The following is a 21,989-nucleotide window of genomic DNA, read 5'->3' as shown; positions in this document are numbered from 1 at the left end:
ATATTTTCTAAAAAATTTCTTTTTCACGAATTATCTTTTATCTTTCGATAAGTTTCTTTGCAAAGCTCTAACTCTTTTATCAAAAAGTAAGCACCCATTCTTCATCAAATTGATTACGAAACCATGTCATTTGTCTTTTTGCATATCTCCTCGTTTGTATTTTCACCGCTTCAAGAGCATTCTCAAAGCTTCTATATCCATCCAAATAAGCCATAAACTCAGGTATACCAATAGCCTTCATTGCTGGTAATGAAGAGGAAAGTTTAAGTTTTTTCATAGCCACCACTTCTTCTAAAGCTCCTCTTTCAATCATAGAATCCAAGCGTTTATGAATACGTTCATAAAGCAGAGGACGTGGTGGCATGAGAAGAATTTTTTCGGTCAAATTCGGCGCAATGATAGGTGTTGTTTTTTGTTTCTGCCACCAACTGAGCGTCTTACCGGTTGCATCATAAACTTCCAAAGCACGTACAATACGCTGTCTATCGTGCGAAGAAATTTTTTCAGCAACAACAGCATCAATCTGAAACAACTGGCGATAAAGACTTTCAGGTCCCTCTTTATCAAGCAGCAAACGCCACTTCTGCCGCACAACATTTGGAACATGAGGGATTTCCGAAATCCCCTCTAAAAGAGCACGAAAATAAAGTCCTGTCCCACCAACAAAAATAACTGATTTTAAAGAAAAAGTAGCCAATAGCTTCTCGACATCACACAACCATTGCCCTACTGAATAATTCAAAGTAGGACTCACATGACCATAAAGATAATGGGGAACAATCGCGATATCAGCCTCCCCCGGCCGTGCCGTTAAAATATTTAAAACATCATAAACCTGCATTGAATCAGTATTAATAATGAGAGCATTCTTTTCTTGAGCCATTTGCAAGGCAAGTTCTGACTTCCCACTTGCCGTTGGCCCCGCTATTAATGTAACTTTTCTCTGTGTCATGAATAGCAATTTCTCCCAATCAATAACTTATTGCAACATGCAGACACCACCAAAGCCCCCTATGAAATTTATAAAAAATGGGCTTAATAACAACACCAAAGGAATTTCCAAGCATTTTTGCTATCATAGTTCAATAGTAAACTACAGCCATAATCATTCTGTCCGTTAGTCCATTAAAAACAAACATATTCTTTGTCATTATTTATGAATAATAATACTGAGCTTAACCTATACAATCAAACAGCTTTATTTTTTCCTATAAAAACAGTATACTAATCTGCTTTATAATAGGAGATTCAGAACTTGTCTTCTTCACGCTCTCTTTTTTATAACTATTTCTTCATCCATCACCAAGAAAGGTGTAAATATATATATAACTAATTTAGTCTAATATGATTTTTCTCTAAGATAGTTTTTTTCAAACTGAAGTGAAAAAAACGTTCTCCATAGCACATAAAGTACAATCACAAAGGACTAAAAGTCTCACTAAATAAAACATTATTTATAATAATAATTGACTTAAACACAAAACATAGATCTCTTATGCAGCATTTCAAAGTCTAGGCTGTTGCAAGATTGGAAACTAGCAAATCTATGATGGTGCCAACTTGTACTTTTATTTAACGTAGAAACAGAGCTGCCCAATGGATTTTATATTGCACACCCCATGCTCTCTATCGTGAAATGAGCTTGAGAAACATTGGATATCACATGCCTGACTTGCAAAATATCCCATTACTAAGGCTGATAAAAAACAAAAAAATAATTTTTAAGGATCAATCCATTAGGAGCGTTACGAACCGTAACTCTCCATCTGGACGCGCTACAATAAATAGAGCATTTTTGCGTCCAGCTTCACGTAATTTATGAATACGTTTTTTAGCCTCATCAATTGTTGTGATAGAACTCTGATTGATATCAACAATCACTTCACCAACGCGAATACGCTTTTTATCCGCTGCACTATTTTGTGCAACAGCTGTCACCACTAATCCTCGAAGTTTATCTGAAATTGAATAACGATGACGCAAATCCTCTGTCAGTTCAGATAACGTCATTCCCATAAATTGCATTGTCACGTTTTTCGACAGATCTTGATTTTTTTTATCAGCAACTTCTTCTGTATCTTCATTTGGATCTGTTTCAATCAAACGTCCAAGCTTAACTTTTACTGTTTCTTCTTGCCCATTGCGTAAAATAGTAACGTCCACCACTTTTCCTTCTGAACTTTCTGCAACTAAACGCGGCAAATCACGTGCATGCTTAATTTTGGAATTACCAAAGGAAAGAATAACATCTCCAGTTTGTAACTGGCTATTATCTACATTATTTTCTTCCGTCTGTTCTATTTTACCAGCCACCAATGCTCCCACAGCATTGTCCAATTTTAAACTTTTTGCAATATCCTCTGTTACCGGCTGAATACGAATAGCCAACCAACCACGCCTTATTTCTCCAAAATCACGCAATTGATTAATAACAGAAAGAGCCATATCCGATGGAATAGCAAATCCAATACCGATAGATCCTCCCGAAGGTGAAACAATTGCTGTATTAATGCCAATGACTTCACCATTTCTATCAAATAACGGACCACCAGAATTGCCCCGATTAATTGCTGCATCTGTTTGAATAAAATTATCATAGGGACCAGCATTAAGATCACGGTTACGTGCAGAAATAATACCAACCGTCACACTTCCACCAAAACCATAAGGATTACCAATAGCCATAACCCAGTCACCAATACGTGCTTTTTCTGAGTCACCAAAACGCACAGCTTTTAATTTTTTACTTCCTGCATCGACTTGAAGCAACGCCAAATCAGTTTTGCTATCCTTTCCAAGAAGCTTTGCCTTTAGTTTTGTACCATCCGTAAAATTAACTTCAATATCATCAGCATCTACAATAACATGATAATTTGTAACAATAATCCCTTTTTGCGCATCAATCACAAAACCAGACCCTAAAGAACGCACCTTTTGAAATTGACTATCTTTTTGACCATCCTTGGGTATAAAAAAATCACTAAAATATTCCTCCAGCAATGAATCTTTTGGGATAACGGGTACCGAGGTGTTTGCATCCTGTTCTGTTCCTTCAACAGTCTGCGCCGTGGAAATATTCACAACTGTTTCCAAAAGCTCAGAAGCTAAATCAGGAATAGAAAGCAATGCCTTGCTTGTCTCGGCTCCCCAAGACAAACTCACTGATCCTGATAGAAACAAAGTCACACAAAAAACAACTCTTGTGATAAAAAACTTTAAAAACGTATTTTTACTCACGACACTTCTATCCATGACATGCCTTTAATCAAAGATGCAAAGAGCCCCACTAAATTTATATACGGAAAACCAGCACGGCTCGATACTCTCTACCACTTTTACCATAAAAGAAAATGGTCACAGATCATTCTTTTCATGCAAAATCTCGTATCTGCAATCCATTATTTTATCTATTCTCTCCCGATTTTGGATCAGTTTTACTGAGGCCAGTATTCATTGTCGGTAAGAATGCTTTATTTGCCTGCGGCGGATTACGAAAATAGAAAAAGAAATCCTCATTTGGAGAAATCACCATCGGTGTTTTCTCTAAATTCTTGTATTGTTCCATCGCCAACCAAAAATCGTAAAAAGACGGATTAGCCTCCCTCGCATTCAATAAAAGACGAATACTTTCAGCTTGACCTTCACCACGGGTAATTTCAGCATCACGCTTTGCAGCTGCTACAATTTCTTCATATTCACGATTAGCTTCTGCCACAATACGATCTCGCTCCTGCTGACCACGAGCCCGGATATTTTCCGCAGCAGCTTCACGTTCAGCTGCCATTTGCCGATAGACATCTTCTGAAACAGCATCAGTCAAATCGGTTTTACGAATACGCACATCAACAATGGCAATACCCAACGAACCTGCATCTACAGAAAATTGCTTCTGTACTTCAGCCATCATCGCGCCTCGTTCATCCGATAAGGCTGCTTTAAATTCTCGCTTACCATAAACAGCACGCAAAGCGTCAATAAACCGTGGTGCAAGGTTTTCACGTGCCGCAATTTGTGGACGCCCAGAAGCAATGCGCTGTAAAAACAACTTAGGATCTGTAATACGGTAAATAAAGAACGCATCCACCTCATAATACGCACCACCACGAACCTGTACAGATTGTGTAGGAACATCGTAACGCAATAACCGATTATCAACAATGATCATCTTATCGATAAAGGGCGCCTTGAAATAGATTCCAGGATTAGATTCTACCTGAACAATTTGTCCAAAACGCTTAATTGCTACCTGTTGACGAGGATAGACGATAAAAACGGACATCCACAAAATCATCAAAACAAACACTATAGCACTAAAAACAAACAAAAAGCGAGATTGCTGCATAATTAATCTCCTCCAGAAATACGAGAATCTAAGAGTAACGCAGGACGCGCTGATGTTGCCTTTACTTTTTCCGATGACTTGCTACGCAACAATTCGTTCAAAGGCAAATAAGGCATCGCTGGAGAATTTGCCTGATCAAGAACCAGCTTATTTGGTGAAGAAAGAATCCGCCCCATCGTCTCCATGTAGAGACGGTAGCGAGCAGCTTCTGGTGAAATCGCAGCCTCTCGAGCTATCGCCTGAAAACGTTCAGCACGCCCTGTTGCCTCTTCAACCATTTGTGCCTTTTCACCTTTTGCGATTTCCCGTGTGCGTGAAGCTTCACCATTTGCTAAACCAATTTTCGTAAAACGCACACGATTCCCCTCTTCAATCATTCTTCCACGTTCCTGCTCCGCCTGCTGAACAGAATTAAACGCAGCAGCAACCTTTGTCGGAGGAGCAGCTTCACTGATAGAAACACGGCTTATTTCGACACCAAGTTGATATTTATCCACAGTCAACTGGATAATCTTTCTAACGTCATTAGCAACTTCTTCTTTCTTGTCACGTAAAACATCATCAACCGGCCGCGAACCAATGACCTCACGCATTGCACTCTCAGCAACTTGGCGGACAGTTCCCTCTTGATCATTCACATTGAATAAAAACTGACTAGGGTATGAAATCCGATAATAAACGGAAAAATTAACATTAACGATATTTTGATCACTCGAAAGCATTAAACCATCACTTTGTTGCGCCTGACCGGGCTTCCCACCAATCGCGATTGTTTTTTCCGTTAAAGGTACTTTCATATAGGTCTCAATTGGCCAAAAATGAAAATGCAACCCATCACCAATAATGCCTTCTTTAGGGATGCCAAAGCGCAACTCTACCGCTTGTTCATTTTGCTGAACAATATAAATTGACTGGTATAGCCAAAAAAACACAATAAGCAGAAGGAATAAAACAGAAAAACTGCTTCTCCCGAATTGTTTAAACTGATCCTGCCCTTTGCGCAAAATTTCATTAAGATTAGGACCATTTTCACCACCATTACCGCCACCAGAACCAAAGAGATTCTTAGCTGGTGTTTTTTTGTCACCACTGTTTTTATCGCCACTCCACGGGCCACCACCATTTTGATTTGTCCAGGGCATTATCACCTCTTTAACTGATTACCACTACTCGAACACCAACCATTTGCTTGATCTTATAGGGTGTCTCTTACCTCATTACAATACAACTGATAAACCCTTCCACTTCATATTACAAAAAATTATTTCCGCTCATAAACAACAAAACGTGTCGGATGACTATCTTTATCCCCTTTTGGAATATCTTGTGTTTGCACAATAGTCCACTTTTCTTTATCAAAAACAGGAAAAAAACTATCACCTTCTATAGAAGCTAAAACTTCTGTAAGGAATATTTTATCAGCCATATGCAACCCTTGTTGAAAAATTTCACCCCCACCAATAATAAAAATTTCCTCTACATCATTTTGAGAAGCAACATTTGTTGCAAGAGAACAAGCTTGCGATAAAGAGTGAGCAACAACAGCCCCTTCAGCACAAAAGGTACAATCACGCGTAATGACGATATTTGTACGCTCTGGTAAAGGTCTCCCAATAGAATCCCAAGTTTTTCTTCCCATAATAATGGGCTTACGCAACGTCAAAGCTTTAAAGCGTTGCAAATCCGTCGATAAATGCCACGGCATTGCACCTTCACGACCGATAACACCATTTTCTGCAACAGCAGCAATTAAACAAATGGAAATCGTCATATTGCTACCGGCGCTTTAATATGGGGTTGTGCTTCATAATTAAGCAACTCAAAATCCTCAAATTGAAAAGAAAAAAGATCTGTTACCGCTGGATTTATGCGCATACATGGCAAAGCATTTGGTATACGAGACAATTGATATTTTGCCTGTTCAAAATGATTAGAATAAAGATGAGCATCTCCCAGAGTATGAATAAAATCGCCTATTTTAAGACCGCTTACTTGCGCAATCATCATCGTTAGCAATGCGTAGGATGCAATATTGAATGGAACACCTAAGAAAATATCCGCCGAACGCTGATAAAGTTGACAAGATAATTTCCCCTCCGCAATGTAAAATTGAAAAAGACAATGACACGGAGGCAACGCCATTTCCTCTATTAATGCAGGATTCCAAGCTGACACAATCAAGCGACGAGAATCTGGCGTTTCCTTAATCATCGTTAAAAGATTGTTAATTTGATCAATATGGCGTCCATCAGGAGCAGGCCAAGAACGCCACTGATAACCATAAACAGGACCAAGATTTCCCTTTTCATCAGCCCACTCGTCCCAAATTGACACACCATGCTCTTTCAACCAAGCGATATTTGTATCGCCTTTAAGAAACCACAAAAGTTCATAAATAATTGAACGTAAGTGTAGTTTCTTTGTTGTCAACAACGGAAATCCTGCTTGTAAATCAAAGCGCATCTGATACCCAAAAATAGATCGCGTTCCAACACCCGTTCGATCTGTCCGATCAATACCCTGATTTAAAACATGAGATAAAAGAGCAAGATATGATTTCATAGGGCTATTATGTCCGATTCTTCTCATTATAGAAAATAAAAACTGTAAAATCCGTACAAAGATAATTCAAATCTTTTTCCAAAAACATCTTACACAAGAAATTATCATGATCTGACTAAATTTTTGATGCAAAAGATAAAATACTATAGACAGCTTCTAAAAAAATGACATAAATGAACAAAGATGGATGAACATGAAATAAAGGGATCGACTATGGAAAAACAAGAAGCTTTAAAACCACATGATACAAGAAAACGTATCTGGGCTATCGTGTCCAGTGCATCAGGTAATCTAGTAGAATGGTATGACTTTTATGTTTATTCCTTTACATCTATTTATTTTGCATCACAATTCTTTCCCTCAGATGGCAATGACGTTACGCAACTTTTAAAAGCGGCGGGTGTTTTTGCTATTGGTTTTCTTATGCGCCCAATCGGCGGATGGCTTTTTGGCTTCATTGCCGATCGTTATGGACGCAAACGCTCAATGCTTATCTCTGTTTTTATGATGTGTGGTGGTTCGTTCTTAATCGCCCTACTTCCTACCTATGAAACCATTGGAATGGCAGCAGGAATTCTTTTACTTTTACTCAGAATGCTTCAGGGGCTTTCTGTCGGTGGTGAATATGGTACAACAGCAACTTATATGAGCGAAATCGCCCTCAAAAATCGCCGAGGATTTTTTAGCTCTTTCCAATATACCACACTGATTGGTGGTCAACTTCTAGCCAGTCTCGTTATATTCATTTTAGCGCTTTATCTCACCGAAGATCAGCTAAAAGCGTGGGGCTGGCGTATTCCATTTGCCATTGGTGGATGCGGCGCAATTGTTGCGATTTATCTACGCCGCACACTCCATGAGACAACGACCAAAGAAAGTCGTTCTAGTGCACAAGCTGGTAGTATTAGGGGACTTCTGAGCAACCACCGAAAAGCTTTCTTTCTGGTTATTGGCTTTACAGCTGGAGGATCGCTCACATTCTACACCTATACGACTTACATGCAGAAATATCTGATCACAACCACTGGCTTTGATAAACATACAGCCACAACAATCATGACAGCTGCACTCTTTGTTTTCATGTTACTCCAACCCCTCTTTGGTGCTCTTGCAGATAAAATTGGAACAAGAACTTCACTCCTTATTTGGAGTGTCTTATCTATTATCTTTACCATTCCTGGACTTAATATGATTGGTAGTACTGATAGTACATGGATTGCTTTATCAGTCATTACTGGAATGCTCTGCATTATGAGCTTTTATACATCTATCTCTGGCATTGTAAAATCAGAAATGTTTCCCGCTTCAGTACGAGCAATAGGAGTTGGGCTCTCTTATGCTATTGCCAACGCACTGTTTGGCGGTTCTGCTGAATATGTTGCGCTTGGATTAAAAGATCTTGGATATGAATCTGTCTTCTATTTTTATATAACCGGCATGATGATTATTGCATTCATCTCTGTTCTCTTAATGCCAGATGCTCGCAAAAAAGGGTATTTACAAGGAGACGATATTCATTAACCTTTAATGTTAAAAAACAAGGATTTTAACAAAAAAGCCCAGTATTCTGGGCTTTTTTATATTCTTTCCGATAGCAGTTTAAAGCTCACAATTTTTTATCCCTTCAAACACTCTAAAGAAGCAATGTTCCCTCCTGCACACGCCGCTTATAAAAATAAATGGCTTCATATTATTATGTAATAAATACTTCTTTTACTGAATTTAATTCACTGAAGATAAAAAACGTTTGATTTATTTTAATATTCCCATTCCCACTCAAAGTCGAAGACAAGTGATTATCTTTCAAGAAATTTTATCAATAATAAAGATTACACTCATGATTTTGTTTAATACGTTCTTAATGGTACCCCTCATGCAACACAAATCCTTTCATGAAAAATAGAAAATACCATTATATTATGAATTCACACACTTTTTTGAGAAACATTTCTCAATGCACCCAACTCCATTTCACAACGGCACTCGTGAATGACATAACGTAAAAGCCCCGTAAAGTATAAACATGGGCACTACTCTCTTTACACTTAATAAAAGTGCAAGCCGCTATCATTATATTATTGATGAACTCTTAATATTGTACTCCCCCTTAACACTTAAGATCATTCATAAAAAGTATTTTAACAGATACACCAACCTTGCATGCAATAGTCAATAACATCATTTTACGAAACAACATCAAGCATATAAACTAAAGAGTATCATATCTTCATAAACACTCTGCATATGCAAATAATTCACAATCAAACAAAAAATAATATTTCCTTAAGGATAGTAAAAAGCGTATGATTTACGCAATATAACAACACCATGAGCCCAAAACACCACTGATAGCTCTAGAAAAAATCTTTATGTTTCCCTAAAAAATTATCATGATACAATGGCGTTTTTATAATGCACATCGTAAATAGCTTTAAAAAGAAGAAAAGTTATAAATCTAAAAGGGGAATACTTCATGAATAATCAAACAACTTTAGATCCACATGATACAAGGAAACGTATTTTTGCTATCATATCCAGCGCATCAGGAAATCTGGTAGAATGGTACGACTTTTATGCTTACTCCTTTGCATCGGTTTATTTTGCATCACAGTTTTTTCCTGAAGATGAAGATATTGTTACACAACTGTTAAAAACGGCAGGAATCTTTTTTATTGGCTTTCTTATGCGTCCAATTGGAGCATGGCTCTTTGGCTGCATTGCCGATCGTTACGGACGCAAACGCTCAATGCTTATTTCTGTTTTTATGATGTGTGGTGGCTCTTTTCTCATTGCCATACTTCCCACTTATAAAACCTTGGGAATAACAGCAGCATTTCTTCTCCTTTTAGTCCGTATGTTTCAAGGACTTTCCGTTGGCGGTGAATATGGTACAGCAGCAACTTATATGAGCGAAGTTGCACCGAAAAATCGTCGCGGGCTCTTTGCTTCTTTTCAATATGCAACAACGATCTCAGGTCAACTTCTCGCAAGTTTTATAATATTTATTTTAGCCCTTTACCTTACTGAAGATCAGTTAAAAGCGTGGGGATGGCGTATTCCTTTTGTGATTGGTGGCTTTGGAGCAATCGTTGCAATTTATCTGCGTAGTTTGCTCCATGAAACAACAACCCACAAAAGCCGCTCTGAAAAACATGCTGGTAGTCTTCGAGAACTTTTTCGCAATCATAAAAAAGCTTTCTTTTTGGTTGTTGGCTTTACAGCTGGTGGATCACTCACATTTTATACATACACCACTTATATGCAAAAATATCTGATCACAACCACGGGCTTTGATAAACAAACCGCAACAACGATAATGACTGCCGCCCTCTTTGTTTTTGTGCTACTCCAACCCCTTTTTGGTTCCCTAGCCGATAAAATTGGAGCAAGAGCTTCACTCATTAGTTGGGGGGCATTATCCATTATCTGCACCATTCCTGTACTTAAAATGATCGGTAATGCCCATAATCCATGGACAGCACTCTTAATTATTATTGGAATACTCTGTGTTATGAGTTTTTATACGTCCATTGCTGGTATCATAAAAGCAGAATTGTTCCCTGCTTCAATCCGAGCAATTGGTGTTGGATTTGCTTTTGCCATTGGCAACGCACTCTTTGGCGGTTCTGCTGAATATGTAGCGCTTGGATTAAAAAATATGGGATACGAATCTGTTTTCTTTTTTTACATCGTTGGTATGATGGTCATTGCACTCATCTCTATTCTTCTTATGCCCGATATAGATAAAGGAGGATATCTCGATAAAGACGATAGACTTCATTAAACTTATTTTCTGGATAAAAAAGCCCAAGAAATTGGGCTTTTTTTGATCTCCTCTCCACCCTAGTAAAGAACGAAAAGCCCGCCCTACATTCGTCTTACAAACGACTCAGTTTCTCTTAAATTGTCTATAGTTACTGCCTCTTTATGTAATTTACTTGATAAGATTCTATGGGCAGCCCTACCCTAAATATTTATCACGATATCTAAAAAACACCTCATACGGAAAACCTTATCTGAGGCTTACCTCACCCTCCTAAATGATGATATGTTATGATACAATAAGATAAGTAAGGACACAAAATCCCCTTTTACATTACTTAAGCTTTATGAAATATTTTCAGTTTTTGGGCTTTCTGTTCATAAAGACCATCTCTTCTATGATCTTCCGGTATGATTCCAATAATTGCATTCTTCTCATAAAGTTTAAAGGTATCTTGATCTACTTTTCAATGTTCTCTCCCTTTAAATGCAATATGATAACTTTTTATTCTACAACACAAGTAAAAATCTTAAAACGAATGACAACATAACTCTAATAAATCATCTTAAAGAGTTTCCCTAAGAAATTGTTATAATACAATTGAATTTTTCTGGAAATCATAAACAATTATGTTTAGAAAATATGAACTATAAATCCAAAAGGGGAACAATTCATGAAAAATGAAACAACTTCAGCATCACAGGATGCAAGAAAACGTGTTTTTGCTATTATAGCAAGCGCATCAGGAAATCTCGTAGAATGGTATGATTTTTACGTTTACTCATTTGCATCAATTTATTTTGCATCACAATTCTTTCCCTCCGATGGTGATACGATTACGCCACTGTTAAAAACCGCGGGTGTGTTTTTTATTGGCTTTCTTATGCGCCCTATTGGAGCTTGGTTTTTAGGGTTTGTCGCCGATCGTTATGGACGTAAACGCTCGATGCTTATATCCATTTTTATGATGTGTGGTGGCTCTTTTTTCATCGCCATACTTCCCACCTATGAAACCTTAGGAATAACATCAGCAATCCTTTTACTTTTAGCTCGGATGATGCAAGGACTTTCAGCAGGTGGTGAATATGGTACAGCAGCCACTTATATGAGCGAAGTTGCCCTCAAAAAACATCGTGGGCTTTTTGCTTCTTTCCAATCTGCCACCCTTATTACAGGTCAACTTCTTGCCAGCTTCATTATATTTATTCTAGCATCTTATCTCTCTGAAGATCAGTTAAAAGCATGGGGATGGCGCATTCCTTTTGTAATTGGTGGATTCGGAGCAGTGATTGCGATTTATCTGCGTCGTTCTCTCCACGAAACAACCACGAAAGAAAGCCGCTCTCACAAACACTCTGGCAGTCTTAAGGAACTACTCACCAAGCATACAAAAGCCGTTGTCATAATTGCATGCTTTGCATCAGGAGGATCACTCACATTTTACACCTTTACGACTTATATGCAAAAATATCTGATCACAACCACCGGCTTTGATAAACATACCGCAACAACGATTATGACAGCTGTACTATTTATTTTCATCCTATTCCAACCCATAGCTGGTATCATAGCCGATAAAATTGGAACAAAAACTTTACTTATCATTTGGAGTATACTCTCTGTCATCTTTACATTTCCTGGACTCTGGATAATCGGTAATACGCATAATATATGGATTGCCTTTTCCGTCATTATTGGCTTGCTCTTCATTATGAGCATGTATACATCCATCTCTGGTGTCGTAAAATCAGCAATGTTTCCCTCTTCAATACGCGCATTAGGCGTTAGCATCTCTCATGCCATTGGTAACGCCTTATTTGGTGGTTCTGCTGAATACGTTGCGCTTGGATTAAAAAAGTACGGTCATGAATCACTCTTTTATTTTTATATAACCGTCGTGATGATCATGGCATTCATTGCTCTTCTCTTTGTCCCAAGTATGCGTAAAGGAGGCTACCTCCAAGAGGATGAAAAACATTAATCCTTTTTATCAACGAAAAAGCCCAAGAAATTGGGCTTTTTTTATCATTATCACAAATTTAATATTGTTTAAATTTTATGAAGTGCATTAAGTTGCTTAGCAACTAGATAATAGAAAGTCATACGACTTTTTCTACGCTCTCCAGACATCATCTCAGCCACTTTTGAAACAGCCATTTTAGCACTCTTCTCATCAGCTTCTAAAACATCTTGAACCCATTTTTCAACACGTTCTAACTCTTTTGGATCCGACGTAGCAACAAGCGCTGCATCCTGCTTTTTCATCACCAAAGCTAAACGACGGCTAAGTCGTTCTACTGCTGCTTCATCGGGATTTGAATCATATAGTTTAATATCTGCTAAATTATTTGTCATTTTGCATCATCTCCTCTCCAAAAATGAGCGGACTATATTTTACAGCCGCACCATATAGCTCCATAAATAATTAGAGGATTAAAAATATTAACAACCCCCCCTTTTCCTAAGACTGTTCTTCATCTATATTTAGAGTGCTGGTTTACCAGCTATGGTAATAAATGGACGATGAAATAAACCTATTGGACCCGGGGGCGGTACCCGGCGCCTCCACCAAAATATAAGAAACCAAAGTTATATTTTGGTGGGGGCGAAATAGGATCGACAAGGGTGTAAAGATCGCTCTTTTACTCGGCATTGTACCACCGTTATCGGGCTAAATGAGTAGTTGCAAATGACAACTATGCGGAAGCACGTCTCGCCGCTTAAGGTGGTGTGAATGTTTCAATTTAAGTCTTAAACCGTCGCAGGTTTAAGCGGGGTTCGGAGGCACCTGGCAACAGAAGCCTTCACTTTTTTAAATGTTGTTGATTGATCTTTCAGACATTATCAGACATTATTTACCATAGAGTTTCGTATTTATTCGATTTATTGAGGTGTATCGTAGAAAAAATCTGCTAATTTAAAATATATTCTATCACACAATATCAATACGCCCCATTCTGCTACGTGAAATAAAAGGAATAAACTTCGATGGTTAAAGATCAAATCCGTTACGATATTCTCGTTCAGGATGCGCTTCGTGGAGTTATCCGTAAAGTTTTATCGGAAGTTGCCAAAGCAGGTCTTCCGGGAAATCATCATTTTTTTATAACTTTTTTGACAAATGCCCCAGGCGTTAAAATTTCTCCTCGGCTAAAAAATCGCTATCCCGAGCAAATGACAATCGTCTTACAACATCAATTTAGAGATCTCAGTGTTTCAGAAACAGCTTTCGAAGTAACCCTCTCTTTCAGGGAAATAACCGAAAAGCTCGTGATTCCTTTTACTTCCATTCAGGTCTTTTATGATCCTGTAGCAGCATTTGAAGCAGCATTTGATCTGCCCTCAAATCTGACCTCTGGAGAAAGTGAAAATTCAGAAAATACCTCAACTACGCCCATTACCTTATCAAACAAACAAAAAATAGAAAATACGCTTACAAAAGAACAAAATCTCAGTACAAATAAAGAACCTTCAAATAACGATGCAAAACAAAATCAAAGTGCTGATGTTGTCTCTTTAGATTCCTTTCGGAAAAAATAATTTTTTTCATGACTGAATTGATTAATCTTCGCCAATTTCGAAAACAAAAAAAACGTACAGAAAAATCTCTTTGTGCTGAGCAAAATCGTTATCGTTTTGGACGAACAAAAACTGAAAAAAATTTTGAGCAGCAAAAATCTTTAAAAATGCAAAAATTTCTTGATCAAAATCGTTTGCGAAACGACGAATAAAGGTGGAAAAATGCACGAAAATAATTCTATCGATTGGTCAAAAGTCATTCCACGAAAGATATCTGTTCGCGTTGATGGACACGCAACAAGCGTCTCTTTAGAACCACCATTTTTAGATATTCTAAAAGATATAGCCCGCAAAAAAGGACAATCTTTAGCCTTTATTATTACCGATATTGATAGCAAAAGACCACAACAAGTAAATCTTTCGGCTTCGTTACGCGTTTATGCCCTTCAAAGCGTTCTCACCCAACGCCTTTAATGTTTGTGCTTATTTTTTTTACGTTCTCTTTCAGTCTGTTCAACTGAAACTGTTGTGACTTTTTAAGAGAAGTTTTTTTAATCTAGAACTTCAATGAAAAAAAGACTACAAAAGAGAGATAATGAGTAATTTTTCTGATCATACCATACCTTTCTTTGAAGAAGATTCCCCTCCAGACCATGATAAGAAGAGCTCTGGTTTTTTCTCCCATACTCTAAAAGAACAAAAATCATATAACACAGACTATTTAGAACAACTCAATCCAGAACAGCAACAAGCTGTTATGAATACTGAGGGACCTCTTTTAGTTCTTGCAGGTGCTGGTACAGGAAAAACGCGCGTTTTAACAACCCGTATTTCTCACATTTTACGCTCTGGACTTGCCTCTCCTCAGCAAATACTTGCTGTCACTTTCACCAACAAAGCAGCACGTGAAATGAAAATACGTATTGGTGAACTTATTGGAGAAGTTGTTGAAGGTATGCCTTGGCTTGGAACCTTTCATTCCACTGGAGCTAAAATTTTACGCCGTCACGCAGAGCTTGTTGATTTAAAAAGAAACTTTACAATTCTTGATAGCGATGATGTTCTTCGACTTTTAAAACAACTTATTCAAGCTGAAGGATTAGACGATAAGCGTTGGCCCGCACGAAACCTTGCCATGATGATTGATTCTTGGAAAAATCAAGGACTTTCACCAACACATATCTCAAAAAGTGATGCTCATTCCTTTGGTAACGGCATGGGACGTGAACTTTATCACAGTTATCAAAATCGATTAAAAGATCTTAATGCTTGTGATTTTGGTGACCTTCTACTTCATTCTATCTCTATCTTCCAACATAATCCAGATATTCTTCGCGAATACCATTCTCAATTTCGTTATATTCTTGTCGATGAATATCAAGATACAAATACAGCACAATATCTTTGGCTTCGCCTTTTGGCCCAACATCCTCAAGGTCAACATGTTAATCTTTGTTGTGTTGGTGATGATGATCAATCCATTTATGGATGGCGTGGTGCAAAAGTCGAAAACATATTACGTTTTGAAAAAGATTTTCCTTCTGCTAAAATTATTCGTCTAGAACGCAATTATCGCTCAACATCCCATATTCTTAAAACCGCCTCCCATCTCATTGCTCATAATGAAGAAAGACTGGGAAAAGTCCTTTTTTCTGCTCAAATAAAGAGTGAGGAAGAAAAGGTAAAAATTCATTCAGCATGGGATTCGGCAGAAGAAGCACGAGCAATCGGAGAAGAAATCGAACGCGCACAACAAACCGGTCATGCATTAAATCATATGGCTATATTGGTACGCGCATCATTTCAAATGCGTGAATTTGAAGATCGTTTTGTAACACTTGGCCTTAATTATCGCGTCATTGGTGGTCCTCGTTTTTATGAGCGAATGGAAATACGTGATGCCATGGCTTATTTACGCGTTGTTGTCCAACCTACTGATGATTTAGCTTTTGAGCGTGTTATTAATACACCAAAACGCGGCATAGGAGATGCAACCCTGCGCATTCTTTATGAGAGTGCACGTGCACGTGCTGTTCCTCTCTTTTCTGCTGCCGCTGACATCATTGAAACAGATGAATTAAAGCCTAAGGCACGCAGTGCGTTACGAAGCCTTATTGAAAACTTCCGCCGCTGGCAAAATATGCTTCAAGACACTCCTCATAGAGAACTTGCCGAGATTGTCCTTGATGATTCTGGTTATACAACCATGTGGTTAGAAGATCGTTCACCAGAGTCTCCTACAAGACTAGAAAATCTTAAAGAAATGATTCGTTCCATGGAACAATTTGAAAATCTTCAAAGTTTTTTGGAACATGTTGCACTCGTTATGGAAACGGAAAATAATGAAAATATGGATGCAGTCAACATCATGACACTTCATTCAGCCAAAGGGCTTGAATTTGAAACAGTTTTTCTTCCAGGTTGGGAAGAAGGACTCTTTCCCCACCAGCGCTCATTAGATGAAGGTGGACGTTCAGGATTAGAAGAAGAACGGCGTCTTGCTTACGTAGGTCTAACAAGAGCAAAAAAACATTTGCATATATGGTTTGTATCGAATCGAAGAATTCATGGACTTTGGCAACCTGCTCTTCCCTCCCGTTTTCTAGATGAATTACCAGCAGAACATATAGAAGTTGTAGAAATGCAAACATCCTATGGTGGTTATGGAAAATCTTCCTTTCAACATCACGATTCCTTTTATAATGACTATGCAACAGCAAGACAAAAGCGTACACAAAAAAACAAAAATATTGAAGGGAAAGTTATCTCTCAATCAATCTCTCATGTACCATCAGATTTTTCTGTCAATGATCGGATTTTTCACATAAAATTTGGTTATGGTCGTATTACAACAATAGACGATCATAAATTGACAATAATGTTCGAAAAAGCCGGAGAAAAGCGTGTACTAGACAATTTTGTAAACAAAGCTTAATTACAAGTAAACCACGATCAGTTTTTTCAAGAAACCACTTTATTTTATTCTGAATGTCATTTCCATTTACGAACAAAAGCTTCAATGGGCAAATTTTGCATATCAGGCAATGCGTTGTGAATTTTATCAAGCGGCCAATCCCACCAAGCCATATCTAAAAGGCATTCTATGACATGATTGGGAAAACGCATCCGCAACCGTTTAGCAGGCACCCCAACAACAATCGTATATGGCAAAACATCTTTCGTTATAACAGCGTTCGCGCCAATGATAGCGCCATGACCAATTGTCACCCCAGGCATAATAACCGCACCATATCCAATCCACACATCATGCCCAATAATAACACGTTTTGCACAACGCCTTTCACGAAAAACACTATCTAATGCCATATAACGAAAATATTCGTTTGGACGATAGGTTATTTTATGCGTTGAAACGCGCTCCATAGGATGCTCCAACGCATTCATCCGTACATGAGATGCAATAGAACAAAAGCGCCCAATATCGCTATAAATAGCCTCACTATTACGCTCTAAATAAGAAAAATCTCCAACGGTTACATCCCGTAAAATCACCCGCTCATTAATTTCCACATAGCGCCCTAATTTACAACCATGCAGCCGCGCTGTCGTATGGATACGAGGCTCACTTTCATGAAATCGAAGATCTTTCTCAATATTCATACATCTTTCACCAATGTTTCATCAATAGATATGGAAAGACATACCAATCAAGCCAATAAAATCAACCATGAAACAAACATTGCAAAACAAACCTGCCGATGTTACAATTTCTCAATCTATCTAAGAGAGTCAAACTATGAAAAATGTAATACGCATCTTGGGGCTGACAATCATATTTCTTGCAGGTGTTTTTATTTATGATACGCTGACAAATAAGCCTTTAGGTGATAACTTTACTCTCACTGATTCTAATGGAAAAAATATTACTGAGGCTGATGTTCGAAGCAAGCCTTCAATAATTTTTTTCGGCTTCACTATGTGTCCTGAAAGCTGCCCTACCACACTGATGAATCTTGATCGATGGCTTACAGCCCTTGGTCCTGAAGCTGATAAATTAGGTATATGGTTTGTGACTGTTGATCCTGAACGTGACACACCAAAAGTACTCCATGATTATCTCAGTAATTTTAACAATAAAATTGTTGGCATTAGTGGAGATCCTGATAAAGTTCATAAAATGGTCAATTCTTTCAACATCGTTGCTGAAAAAGTTCCTGAAACAGATGGAAACTATACATATAACCATACAGCAGCAGTTTTTTTACTCAAAAAAGGTGGAAAATTAGCTGGCGTTATCCGTTATGACACGAAAGAAAGCGATAGCGAATTAAAAGATGAAATCGCCATTGAACGGTTAAAAAAACTCATCTTAAACTAAAAAAGCCGATCAAAAGAAAGAACAGCATGTCGCAACAAATTCGCCTCTATTATACTGCTTCTAAAAATGAAGCAGAACGGTTCTATACCCTTATAGAAACAGCCTTTGACGAAGAAGGTTATCCTCTTGCTCTTACAGAGATAGATGAACAAAATGCTGTATATGAGCTTTCTCTATATGTCGATCAAGACAATCAAGAGAACGCATTGAAACGTTTTGCCAAAATTCTTTCTATAGATTTTGATAAAATTAATATGGAAGTTTTACCCAACATTGATTGGGTACAAAAAAGCCTAGAAGGACTAAAACCTGTGCAAGCTGGTCCTTTTTTCCTTCATGGAAGTCACAACCGAAACGCCATTCCAGCAAATGTTCTCCCTATTGAAATTGAAGCTAATCAAGCTTTTGGCACCGGACATCATGGAACAACAGCCGGTTGTTTAGAAATGATCGCCAAAGTCATGAAACACGAAAATCCCCAAAATGCCCTTGATCTTGGTACTGGGAGCGGTGTACTAGCCATTGGCATAGCAATGCTCAAACCAATTACTGTGCTTGCATCCGATATTGACCCAATTGCTGTTCAAGTTGCACAACACAATATCGAATTCAATGATGTCAATGAATATGTTACAGCTATTACAGCAACAGGTTTTGCCCATGATGCAATTGCATCACGAGCCCCTTTTGATCTCATTGTTGCCAATATCCTTGCTAATCCGCTTATTGAACTTGCGCAAGAAGTGGTAACGGCACTTCAAAAAGAGGGGTCACTTATACTCTCTGGAATTCTTGAAGAACAACATGCCCATGTTTTGGAGATTTATATAAAACAAGGACTGAAGCATATCGAAACATACCACCGGCAAGGATGGGTTACGATACACCTGAAATAAAATAAAAGGACGTCGTTATGTATCAATCTTTTGAGGCGACAACAAATCCTGCTTATGCAGCAGAACGCATTTCTTGCCTTCGTAAAGAACTCAATCACCTTGGACTCGATGGTTTTCTTGTTCCGCGGTGCGATGAGCATCAAGGAGAATATGTCCCCCCTCATGCTCAACGTCTTAGCTGGCTAACCGGCTTTACTGGCTCAGCTGGGATTGCACTGATTTTAAAAAACAAAGCCATCATATTTACAGATGGGCGATATAAGCTCCAAGTTCGCCAACAAACTGATCCTGATATTTTTAATTATGAAGATCTCATAACTTGTCCTCCCTCACAATGGCTTGAAAAAAATGGTCAAAAACTTTCTATTGGCTTTGATCCATGGCTCCACACGATTGCTGCCACCGATGCATTGAGAAATGCATTAGAAATGAAAGCAGGTGGAAAACTTGTAGAAGTTCAACATAATCCCATTGATCTGCTCTGGCATAATCAACCAAAATTACCACAATCTGCCTTATCAATTCACCCTCTCAAATATGCTGGGTGCGATACAAATGAAAAACTCGCTTTGATTTACAAAGATATACAGCAAACTCATGCAAATGCTTTTATTTTTACAGACCCCTCTTCCATTGCATGGACATTCAACATACGGGGCAATGATGTTTCCAACACGCCTTTTTCCCTTTGTTTTGCTCTCATTCCACTTAACGAAACACCAGCTTTATTCATTGACAGCAAAAAACTTGGTGTAGAACAGAAACAATATCTAGAACGTTATGCAAAATTATATGAACCAGAACAGCTTATTCCCAAGATCAAAGAGTATGTTCAAAAAGGGACAGTGTTTGCCTTAGATCCACAGCTAACATGCGAAAAATTACGAACTGTTATTGAAGAAAAAAATAGCTCTTTTATCACACTTACTGATCCTGCTGCTCTACCACGTGCCATTAAAAATGACACAGAACTCAATGGCGCACGCAAAGCGCATCTACGCGATGGTGTTGCCCTAACCCGTTTTTTTTCTTGGTTAGATAAACAAATACCAGGGTCAATAAGTGAAATTTCCGCTGCTCAAAAATTAGAAGAATTTCGCATAAATACAGCAAAAGAAATGGGAGAAAAACTTAAAGATCTTTCTTTTGATACAATTTCAGCAGCAGGAGAAAATGGTGCCATTATTCATTATCGTGTAACAACGCAAACAAATAAACAACTCAAAACCGGTGAACTTTACCTCGTTGATTCAGGTGGACAATATCGTGATGGTACGACTGATGTCACACGCACCGTAGCAATTGGGAATATTGGAGAAGAAGAAAAACACTGTTTTACGCTTGTTCTCAAAGGCATGATTGCTCTTTCAACTATCAGATTTCCAAAAGGCACACGAGGACAAGACCTTGATTCTCTTGCACGCATTGCATTGTGGAAAGCTGGTTTTGATTATGCCCATGGCACCGGTCATGGTGTTGGATCTTATCTTTCTGTCCATGAAGGACCGCAAAATATTTCTCGCAAAGGGTGCCAAGAACTCATCTCCGGTATGATTCTTTCAAACGAGCCAGGCTATTACCGCGAAGGCGCTTTTGGTATCCGTCTTGAAAATTTGATGATTGTGAAGCCAGCACAAAAAATTGATGGTGGAGATATAGAAATGCTCTCGTTCGAAACACTCACACTTTGCCCCATTGATCGACGGTTAATCCTTCCAGAGCTTTTGACACAAGAAGAACGGCAATGGCTCAATGATTACCATGCGCGCGTTTATCAGATGAATGCACCTTACTTGAACGAAGAAGATAAAAAATGGGCAAAAGAAGCAACAATGCCCCTTTAAATGAAGCAACGTATAACTTTTACTCTTTCTACAAAACACAGGATCTTCTCTTTTTAAGGGAAAAATATGTATCTGCATCAGGAAATACAAAAAATATTTCTACAAGATACTTCAAGTTTTTTGCTGGTACGGTAAACGCTAACCTCGGTGAAGCAAGATGAGATACACCTATACGTGGTAATACTTATCTTGGCGATCTCCATCTAGACATTATTATATCCCTATTTCTTTTATATGGAAACTTTCGTTATATTTTGTAATCCTCCGCATCGTATTTCTAAAACACCTATTATAACCAGCTTATTACGCTGTTTGGATTCAAAAATTCTGCATATTTATTCGAATAAATTTTACCTTTTTGTTTGCTTCATAATGATAATTTATATTTTTAAATTCTTGAGTTATTTTCAACAGCTGTAATTCCTTATAATACATATTGCTACAATAAAATAGAATCTGCTATGAAATAAAAGTTAAGTATTTAGAATTTAAAAGAAATAGCATGATGATAACATCAGCGTTAAGGTTTTTTATTTATTTGCATAGTTAACAGTACAATATTATTTTCTAGACTATTACTTATTGTTGAAAAACGTTATCTACAATATAAATAGTTTCCAACTGCACAGTATGAAAACAACATATATGGAGGTATATGTTTTTACCTGAACATGTCATTCAGCTAAAAAATTAACAACAATAACAGAGTATATGAAAAACTACA

18 protein-coding genes and 1 other RNA gene are annotated in these 21,989 nt (G+C 37.9%); 11 read left to right on the top strand and 8 right to left on the bottom strand.

Annotated elements, in window-relative coordinates; translation table 11 throughout:
- Window positions 1-79 precede the first annotated feature (79 nt).
- From miaA to ACFINZ_RS03750, 6 genes are all read right to left on the bottom strand, one after another.
- Window positions 80-952 carry a tRNA (adenosine(37)-N6)-dimethylallyltransferase MiaA gene (gene miaA, locus ACFINZ_RS03775; RefSeq protein WP_375634613.1) on the bottom strand — a complete coding sequence of 291 codons (873 nt, stop codon included), beginning with the start codon at window positions 950-952 and terminating at the stop codon, window positions 80-82.
- Between the two features lie 776 nt (window positions 953-1,728).
- Complete coding sequence (locus ACFINZ_RS03770) at window positions 1,729-3,252, bottom strand: Do family serine endopeptidase (protein ID WP_375632961.1); 1,524 nt, start codon at window positions 3,250-3,252, stop codon at window positions 1,729-1,731.
- 151 nt (window positions 3,253-3,403) lie between these two features.
- Window positions 3,404-4,342 carry a protease modulator HflC gene (gene hflC / locus ACFINZ_RS03765; protein ID WP_375628861.1) on the bottom strand — a complete coding sequence of 313 codons (939 nt, stop codon included), beginning with the start codon at window positions 4,340-4,342 and terminating at the stop codon, window positions 3,404-3,406.
- 2 nt (window positions 4,343-4,344) lie between these two features.
- Window positions 4,345-5,484, bottom strand: a complete 1,140-nt coding sequence (gene hflK, locus ACFINZ_RS03760) for an FtsH protease activity modulator HflK (RefSeq protein ID WP_375632963.1) — start codon at window positions 5,482-5,484, stop codon at window positions 4,345-4,347.
- A 119-nt stretch (window positions 5,485-5,603) separates the two neighbouring features.
- The gene (locus tag ACFINZ_RS03755; RefSeq protein ID WP_375632965.1) at window positions 5,604-6,113 is read right to left on the bottom strand and encodes a dihydrofolate reductase; all 510 of its coding nucleotides are present in this window, start codon (window positions 6,111-6,113) and stop codon (window positions 5,604-5,606) included.
- Complete coding sequence (locus ACFINZ_RS03750) at window positions 6,110-6,904, bottom strand: thymidylate synthase (protein WP_375618242.1); 795 nt, start codon at window positions 6,902-6,904, stop codon at window positions 6,110-6,112. Before ACFINZ_RS03750 ends, ACFINZ_RS03755 begins: the two co-directional genes overlap by 4 nt.
- Window positions 6,905-7,117: 213 nt before the next feature.
- Between ACFINZ_RS03750 and ACFINZ_RS03745 the strand changes: the two genes are divergently transcribed.
- The 3 genes from ACFINZ_RS03745 to ACFINZ_RS03735 all read left to right on the top strand — a co-directional run bounded on the left by ACFINZ_RS03745 (window position 7,118) and on the right by ACFINZ_RS03735 (window position 12,648).
- Window positions 7,118-8,425: an MFS family transporter gene (locus tag ACFINZ_RS03745; RefSeq protein ID WP_375632967.1), complete on the top strand. Its 1,308-nt coding sequence runs from the start codon at window positions 7,118-7,120 to the stop codon at window positions 8,423-8,425.
- Between the two features lie 952 nt (window positions 8,426-9,377).
- Window positions 9,378-10,688, top strand: a complete 1,311-nt coding sequence (locus ACFINZ_RS03740; RefSeq protein ID WP_375632969.1) for an MFS family transporter — start codon at window positions 9,378-9,380, stop codon at window positions 10,686-10,688.
- 652 nt (window positions 10,689-11,340) lie between these two features.
- Window positions 11,341-12,648: an MFS transporter gene (locus ACFINZ_RS03735; RefSeq protein WP_375636794.1), complete on the top strand. Its 1,308-nt coding sequence runs from the start codon at window positions 11,341-11,343 to the stop codon at window positions 12,646-12,648.
- Window positions 12,649-12,716: 68 nt separating this feature from the next.
- Here the strand turns inward: ACFINZ_RS03735 and ACFINZ_RS03730 are convergent, their stop codons facing one another.
- The gene (locus tag ACFINZ_RS03730; protein ID WP_375618238.1) at window positions 12,717-13,022 is read right to left on the bottom strand and encodes a DUF2853 family protein; all 306 of its coding nucleotides are present in this window, start codon (window positions 13,020-13,022) and stop codon (window positions 12,717-12,719) included.
- Window positions 13,023-13,119: 97 nt separating this feature from the next.
- Here ACFINZ_RS03730 and ssrA point away from each other — a divergent pair.
- The 5 genes from ssrA to ACFINZ_RS03705 all read left to right on the top strand — a co-directional run bounded on the left by ssrA (window position 13,120) and on the right by ACFINZ_RS03705 (window position 17,121).
- Window positions 13,120-13,476: a transfer-messenger RNA gene (gene ssrA / locus ACFINZ_RS03725) on the top strand.
- 179 nt (window positions 13,477-13,655) lie between these two features.
- Window positions 13,656-14,207, top strand: coding sequence for an SspB family protein (locus ACFINZ_RS03720; protein WP_375636796.1), 552 nt, complete (start codon window positions 13,656-13,658; stop codon window positions 14,205-14,207).
- A gap of 8 nt (window positions 14,208-14,215) precedes the next feature.
- Window positions 14,216-14,398, top strand: a complete 183-nt coding sequence (locus ACFINZ_RS03715; protein WP_375612011.1) for a DUF4169 family protein — start codon at window positions 14,216-14,218, stop codon at window positions 14,396-14,398.
- Window positions 14,399-14,408: 10 nt separating this feature from the next.
- Entirely contained in the window at window positions 14,409-14,660 is a 252-nt protein-coding gene (locus ACFINZ_RS03710) for a ribbon-helix-helix domain-containing protein (RefSeq protein ID WP_273788067.1), read from the top strand.
- A gap of 121 nt (window positions 14,661-14,781) precedes the next feature.
- Window positions 14,782-17,121 carry an ATP-dependent helicase gene (locus ACFINZ_RS03705; protein WP_375636798.1) on the top strand — a complete coding sequence of 780 codons (2,340 nt, stop codon included), beginning with the start codon at window positions 14,782-14,784 and terminating at the stop codon, window positions 17,119-17,121.
- A 56-nt stretch (window positions 17,122-17,177) separates the two neighbouring features.
- Here the strand turns inward: ACFINZ_RS03705 and ACFINZ_RS03700 are convergent, their stop codons facing one another.
- A complete protein-coding gene (locus ACFINZ_RS03700; protein ID WP_375636800.1) occupies window positions 17,178-17,807 on the bottom strand; it encodes a DapH/DapD/GlmU-related protein in 630 nt (209 codons plus the stop codon).
- Between the two features lie 136 nt (window positions 17,808-17,943).
- Here ACFINZ_RS03700 and ACFINZ_RS03695 point away from each other — a divergent pair, with 136 nt between their 5' ends.
- From ACFINZ_RS03695 to ACFINZ_RS03685, 3 genes are read left to right on the top strand one after another with little or no spacing between them, the layout of a single operon-like run.
- Window positions 17,944-18,525, top strand: coding sequence for an SCO family protein (locus ACFINZ_RS03695; protein ID WP_375632977.1), 582 nt, complete (start codon window positions 17,944-17,946; stop codon window positions 18,523-18,525).
- Between the two features lie 26 nt (window positions 18,526-18,551).
- Window positions 18,552-19,421, top strand: a complete 870-nt coding sequence (locus ACFINZ_RS03690; RefSeq protein WP_375632979.1) for a 50S ribosomal protein L11 methyltransferase — start codon at window positions 18,552-18,554, stop codon at window positions 19,419-19,421.
- A 17-nt stretch (window positions 19,422-19,438) separates the two neighbouring features.
- Window positions 19,439-21,265 (top strand): aminopeptidase P family protein, encoded by a 1,827-nt coding sequence (locus tag ACFINZ_RS03685; RefSeq protein WP_375636803.1) that lies wholly within the window; start codon window positions 19,439-19,441, stop codon window positions 21,263-21,265.
- Window positions 21,266-21,989: the final 724 nt, after the last annotated feature.

It is taken from the genome of Bartonella sp. AA81SXKL, from assembly GCF_042196945.1.
In the GTDB taxonomy this organism is placed as follows: domain Bacteria; phylum Pseudomonadota; class Alphaproteobacteria; order Rhizobiales; family Rhizobiaceae; genus Bartonella.
Note: the sequence above shows the minus strand (reverse complement) of the source record. Positions and strands in the feature narration are given on the sequence as shown.

What these genes read in the sequence shown, in the direction of transcription:
- miaA (WP_375634613.1), bottom strand. Translation starts at nt 952, where the DNA reads ATGACACAGAGAAAAGTTACATTAATAGCGGGGCCAACGGCAAGTGGG.
- ACFINZ_RS03770 (WP_375632961.1), bottom strand. Translation starts at nt 3,252, where the DNA reads ATGGATAGAAGTGTCGTGAGTAAAAATACGTTTTTAAAGTTTTTTATC.
- hflC (WP_375628861.1), bottom strand. Translation starts at nt 4,342, where the DNA reads ATGCAGCAATCTCGCTTTTTGTTTGTTTTTAGTGCTATAGTGTTTGTT.
- hflK (WP_375632963.1), bottom strand. Translation starts at nt 5,484, where the DNA reads ATGCCCTGGACAAATCAAAATGGTGGTGGCCCGTGGAGTGGCGATAAA.
- ACFINZ_RS03755 (WP_375632965.1), bottom strand. Translation starts at nt 6,113, where the DNA reads ATGACGATTTCCATTTGTTTAATTGCTGCTGTTGCAGAAAATGGTGTT.
- ACFINZ_RS03750 (WP_375618242.1), bottom strand. Translation starts at nt 6,904, where the DNA reads ATGAAATCATATCTTGCTCTTTTATCTCATGTTTTAAATCAGGGTATT.
- ACFINZ_RS03745 (WP_375632967.1), top strand. Translation starts at nt 7,118, where the DNA reads ATGGAAAAACAAGAAGCTTTAAAACCACATGATACAAGAAAACGTATC.
- ACFINZ_RS03740 (WP_375632969.1), top strand. Translation starts at nt 9,378, where the DNA reads ATGAATAATCAAACAACTTTAGATCCACATGATACAAGGAAACGTATT.
- ACFINZ_RS03735 (WP_375636794.1), top strand. Translation starts at nt 11,341, where the DNA reads ATGAAAAATGAAACAACTTCAGCATCACAGGATGCAAGAAAACGTGTT.
- ACFINZ_RS03730 (WP_375618238.1), bottom strand. Translation starts at nt 13,022, where the DNA reads ATGACAAATAATTTAGCAGATATTAAACTATATGATTCAAATCCCGAT.
- ACFINZ_RS03720 (WP_375636796.1), top strand. Translation starts at nt 13,656, where the DNA reads ATGGTTAAAGATCAAATCCGTTACGATATTCTCGTTCAGGATGCGCTT.
- ACFINZ_RS03715 (WP_375612011.1), top strand. Translation starts at nt 14,216, where the DNA reads ATGACTGAATTGATTAATCTTCGCCAATTTCGAAAACAAAAAAAACGT.
- ACFINZ_RS03710 (WP_273788067.1), top strand. Translation starts at nt 14,409, where the DNA reads ATGCACGAAAATAATTCTATCGATTGGTCAAAAGTCATTCCACGAAAG.
- ACFINZ_RS03705 (WP_375636798.1), top strand. Translation starts at nt 14,782, where the DNA reads ATGAGTAATTTTTCTGATCATACCATACCTTTCTTTGAAGAAGATTCC.
- ACFINZ_RS03700 (WP_375636800.1), bottom strand. Translation starts at nt 17,807, where the DNA reads ATGAATATTGAGAAAGATCTTCGATTTCATGAAAGTGAGCCTCGTATC.
- ACFINZ_RS03695 (WP_375632977.1), top strand. Translation starts at nt 17,944, where the DNA reads ATGAAAAATGTAATACGCATCTTGGGGCTGACAATCATATTTCTTGCA.
- ACFINZ_RS03690 (WP_375632979.1), top strand. Translation starts at nt 18,552, where the DNA reads ATGTCGCAACAAATTCGCCTCTATTATACTGCTTCTAAAAATGAAGCA.
- ACFINZ_RS03685 (WP_375636803.1), top strand. Translation starts at nt 19,439, where the DNA reads ATGTATCAATCTTTTGAGGCGACAACAAATCCTGCTTATGCAGCAGAA.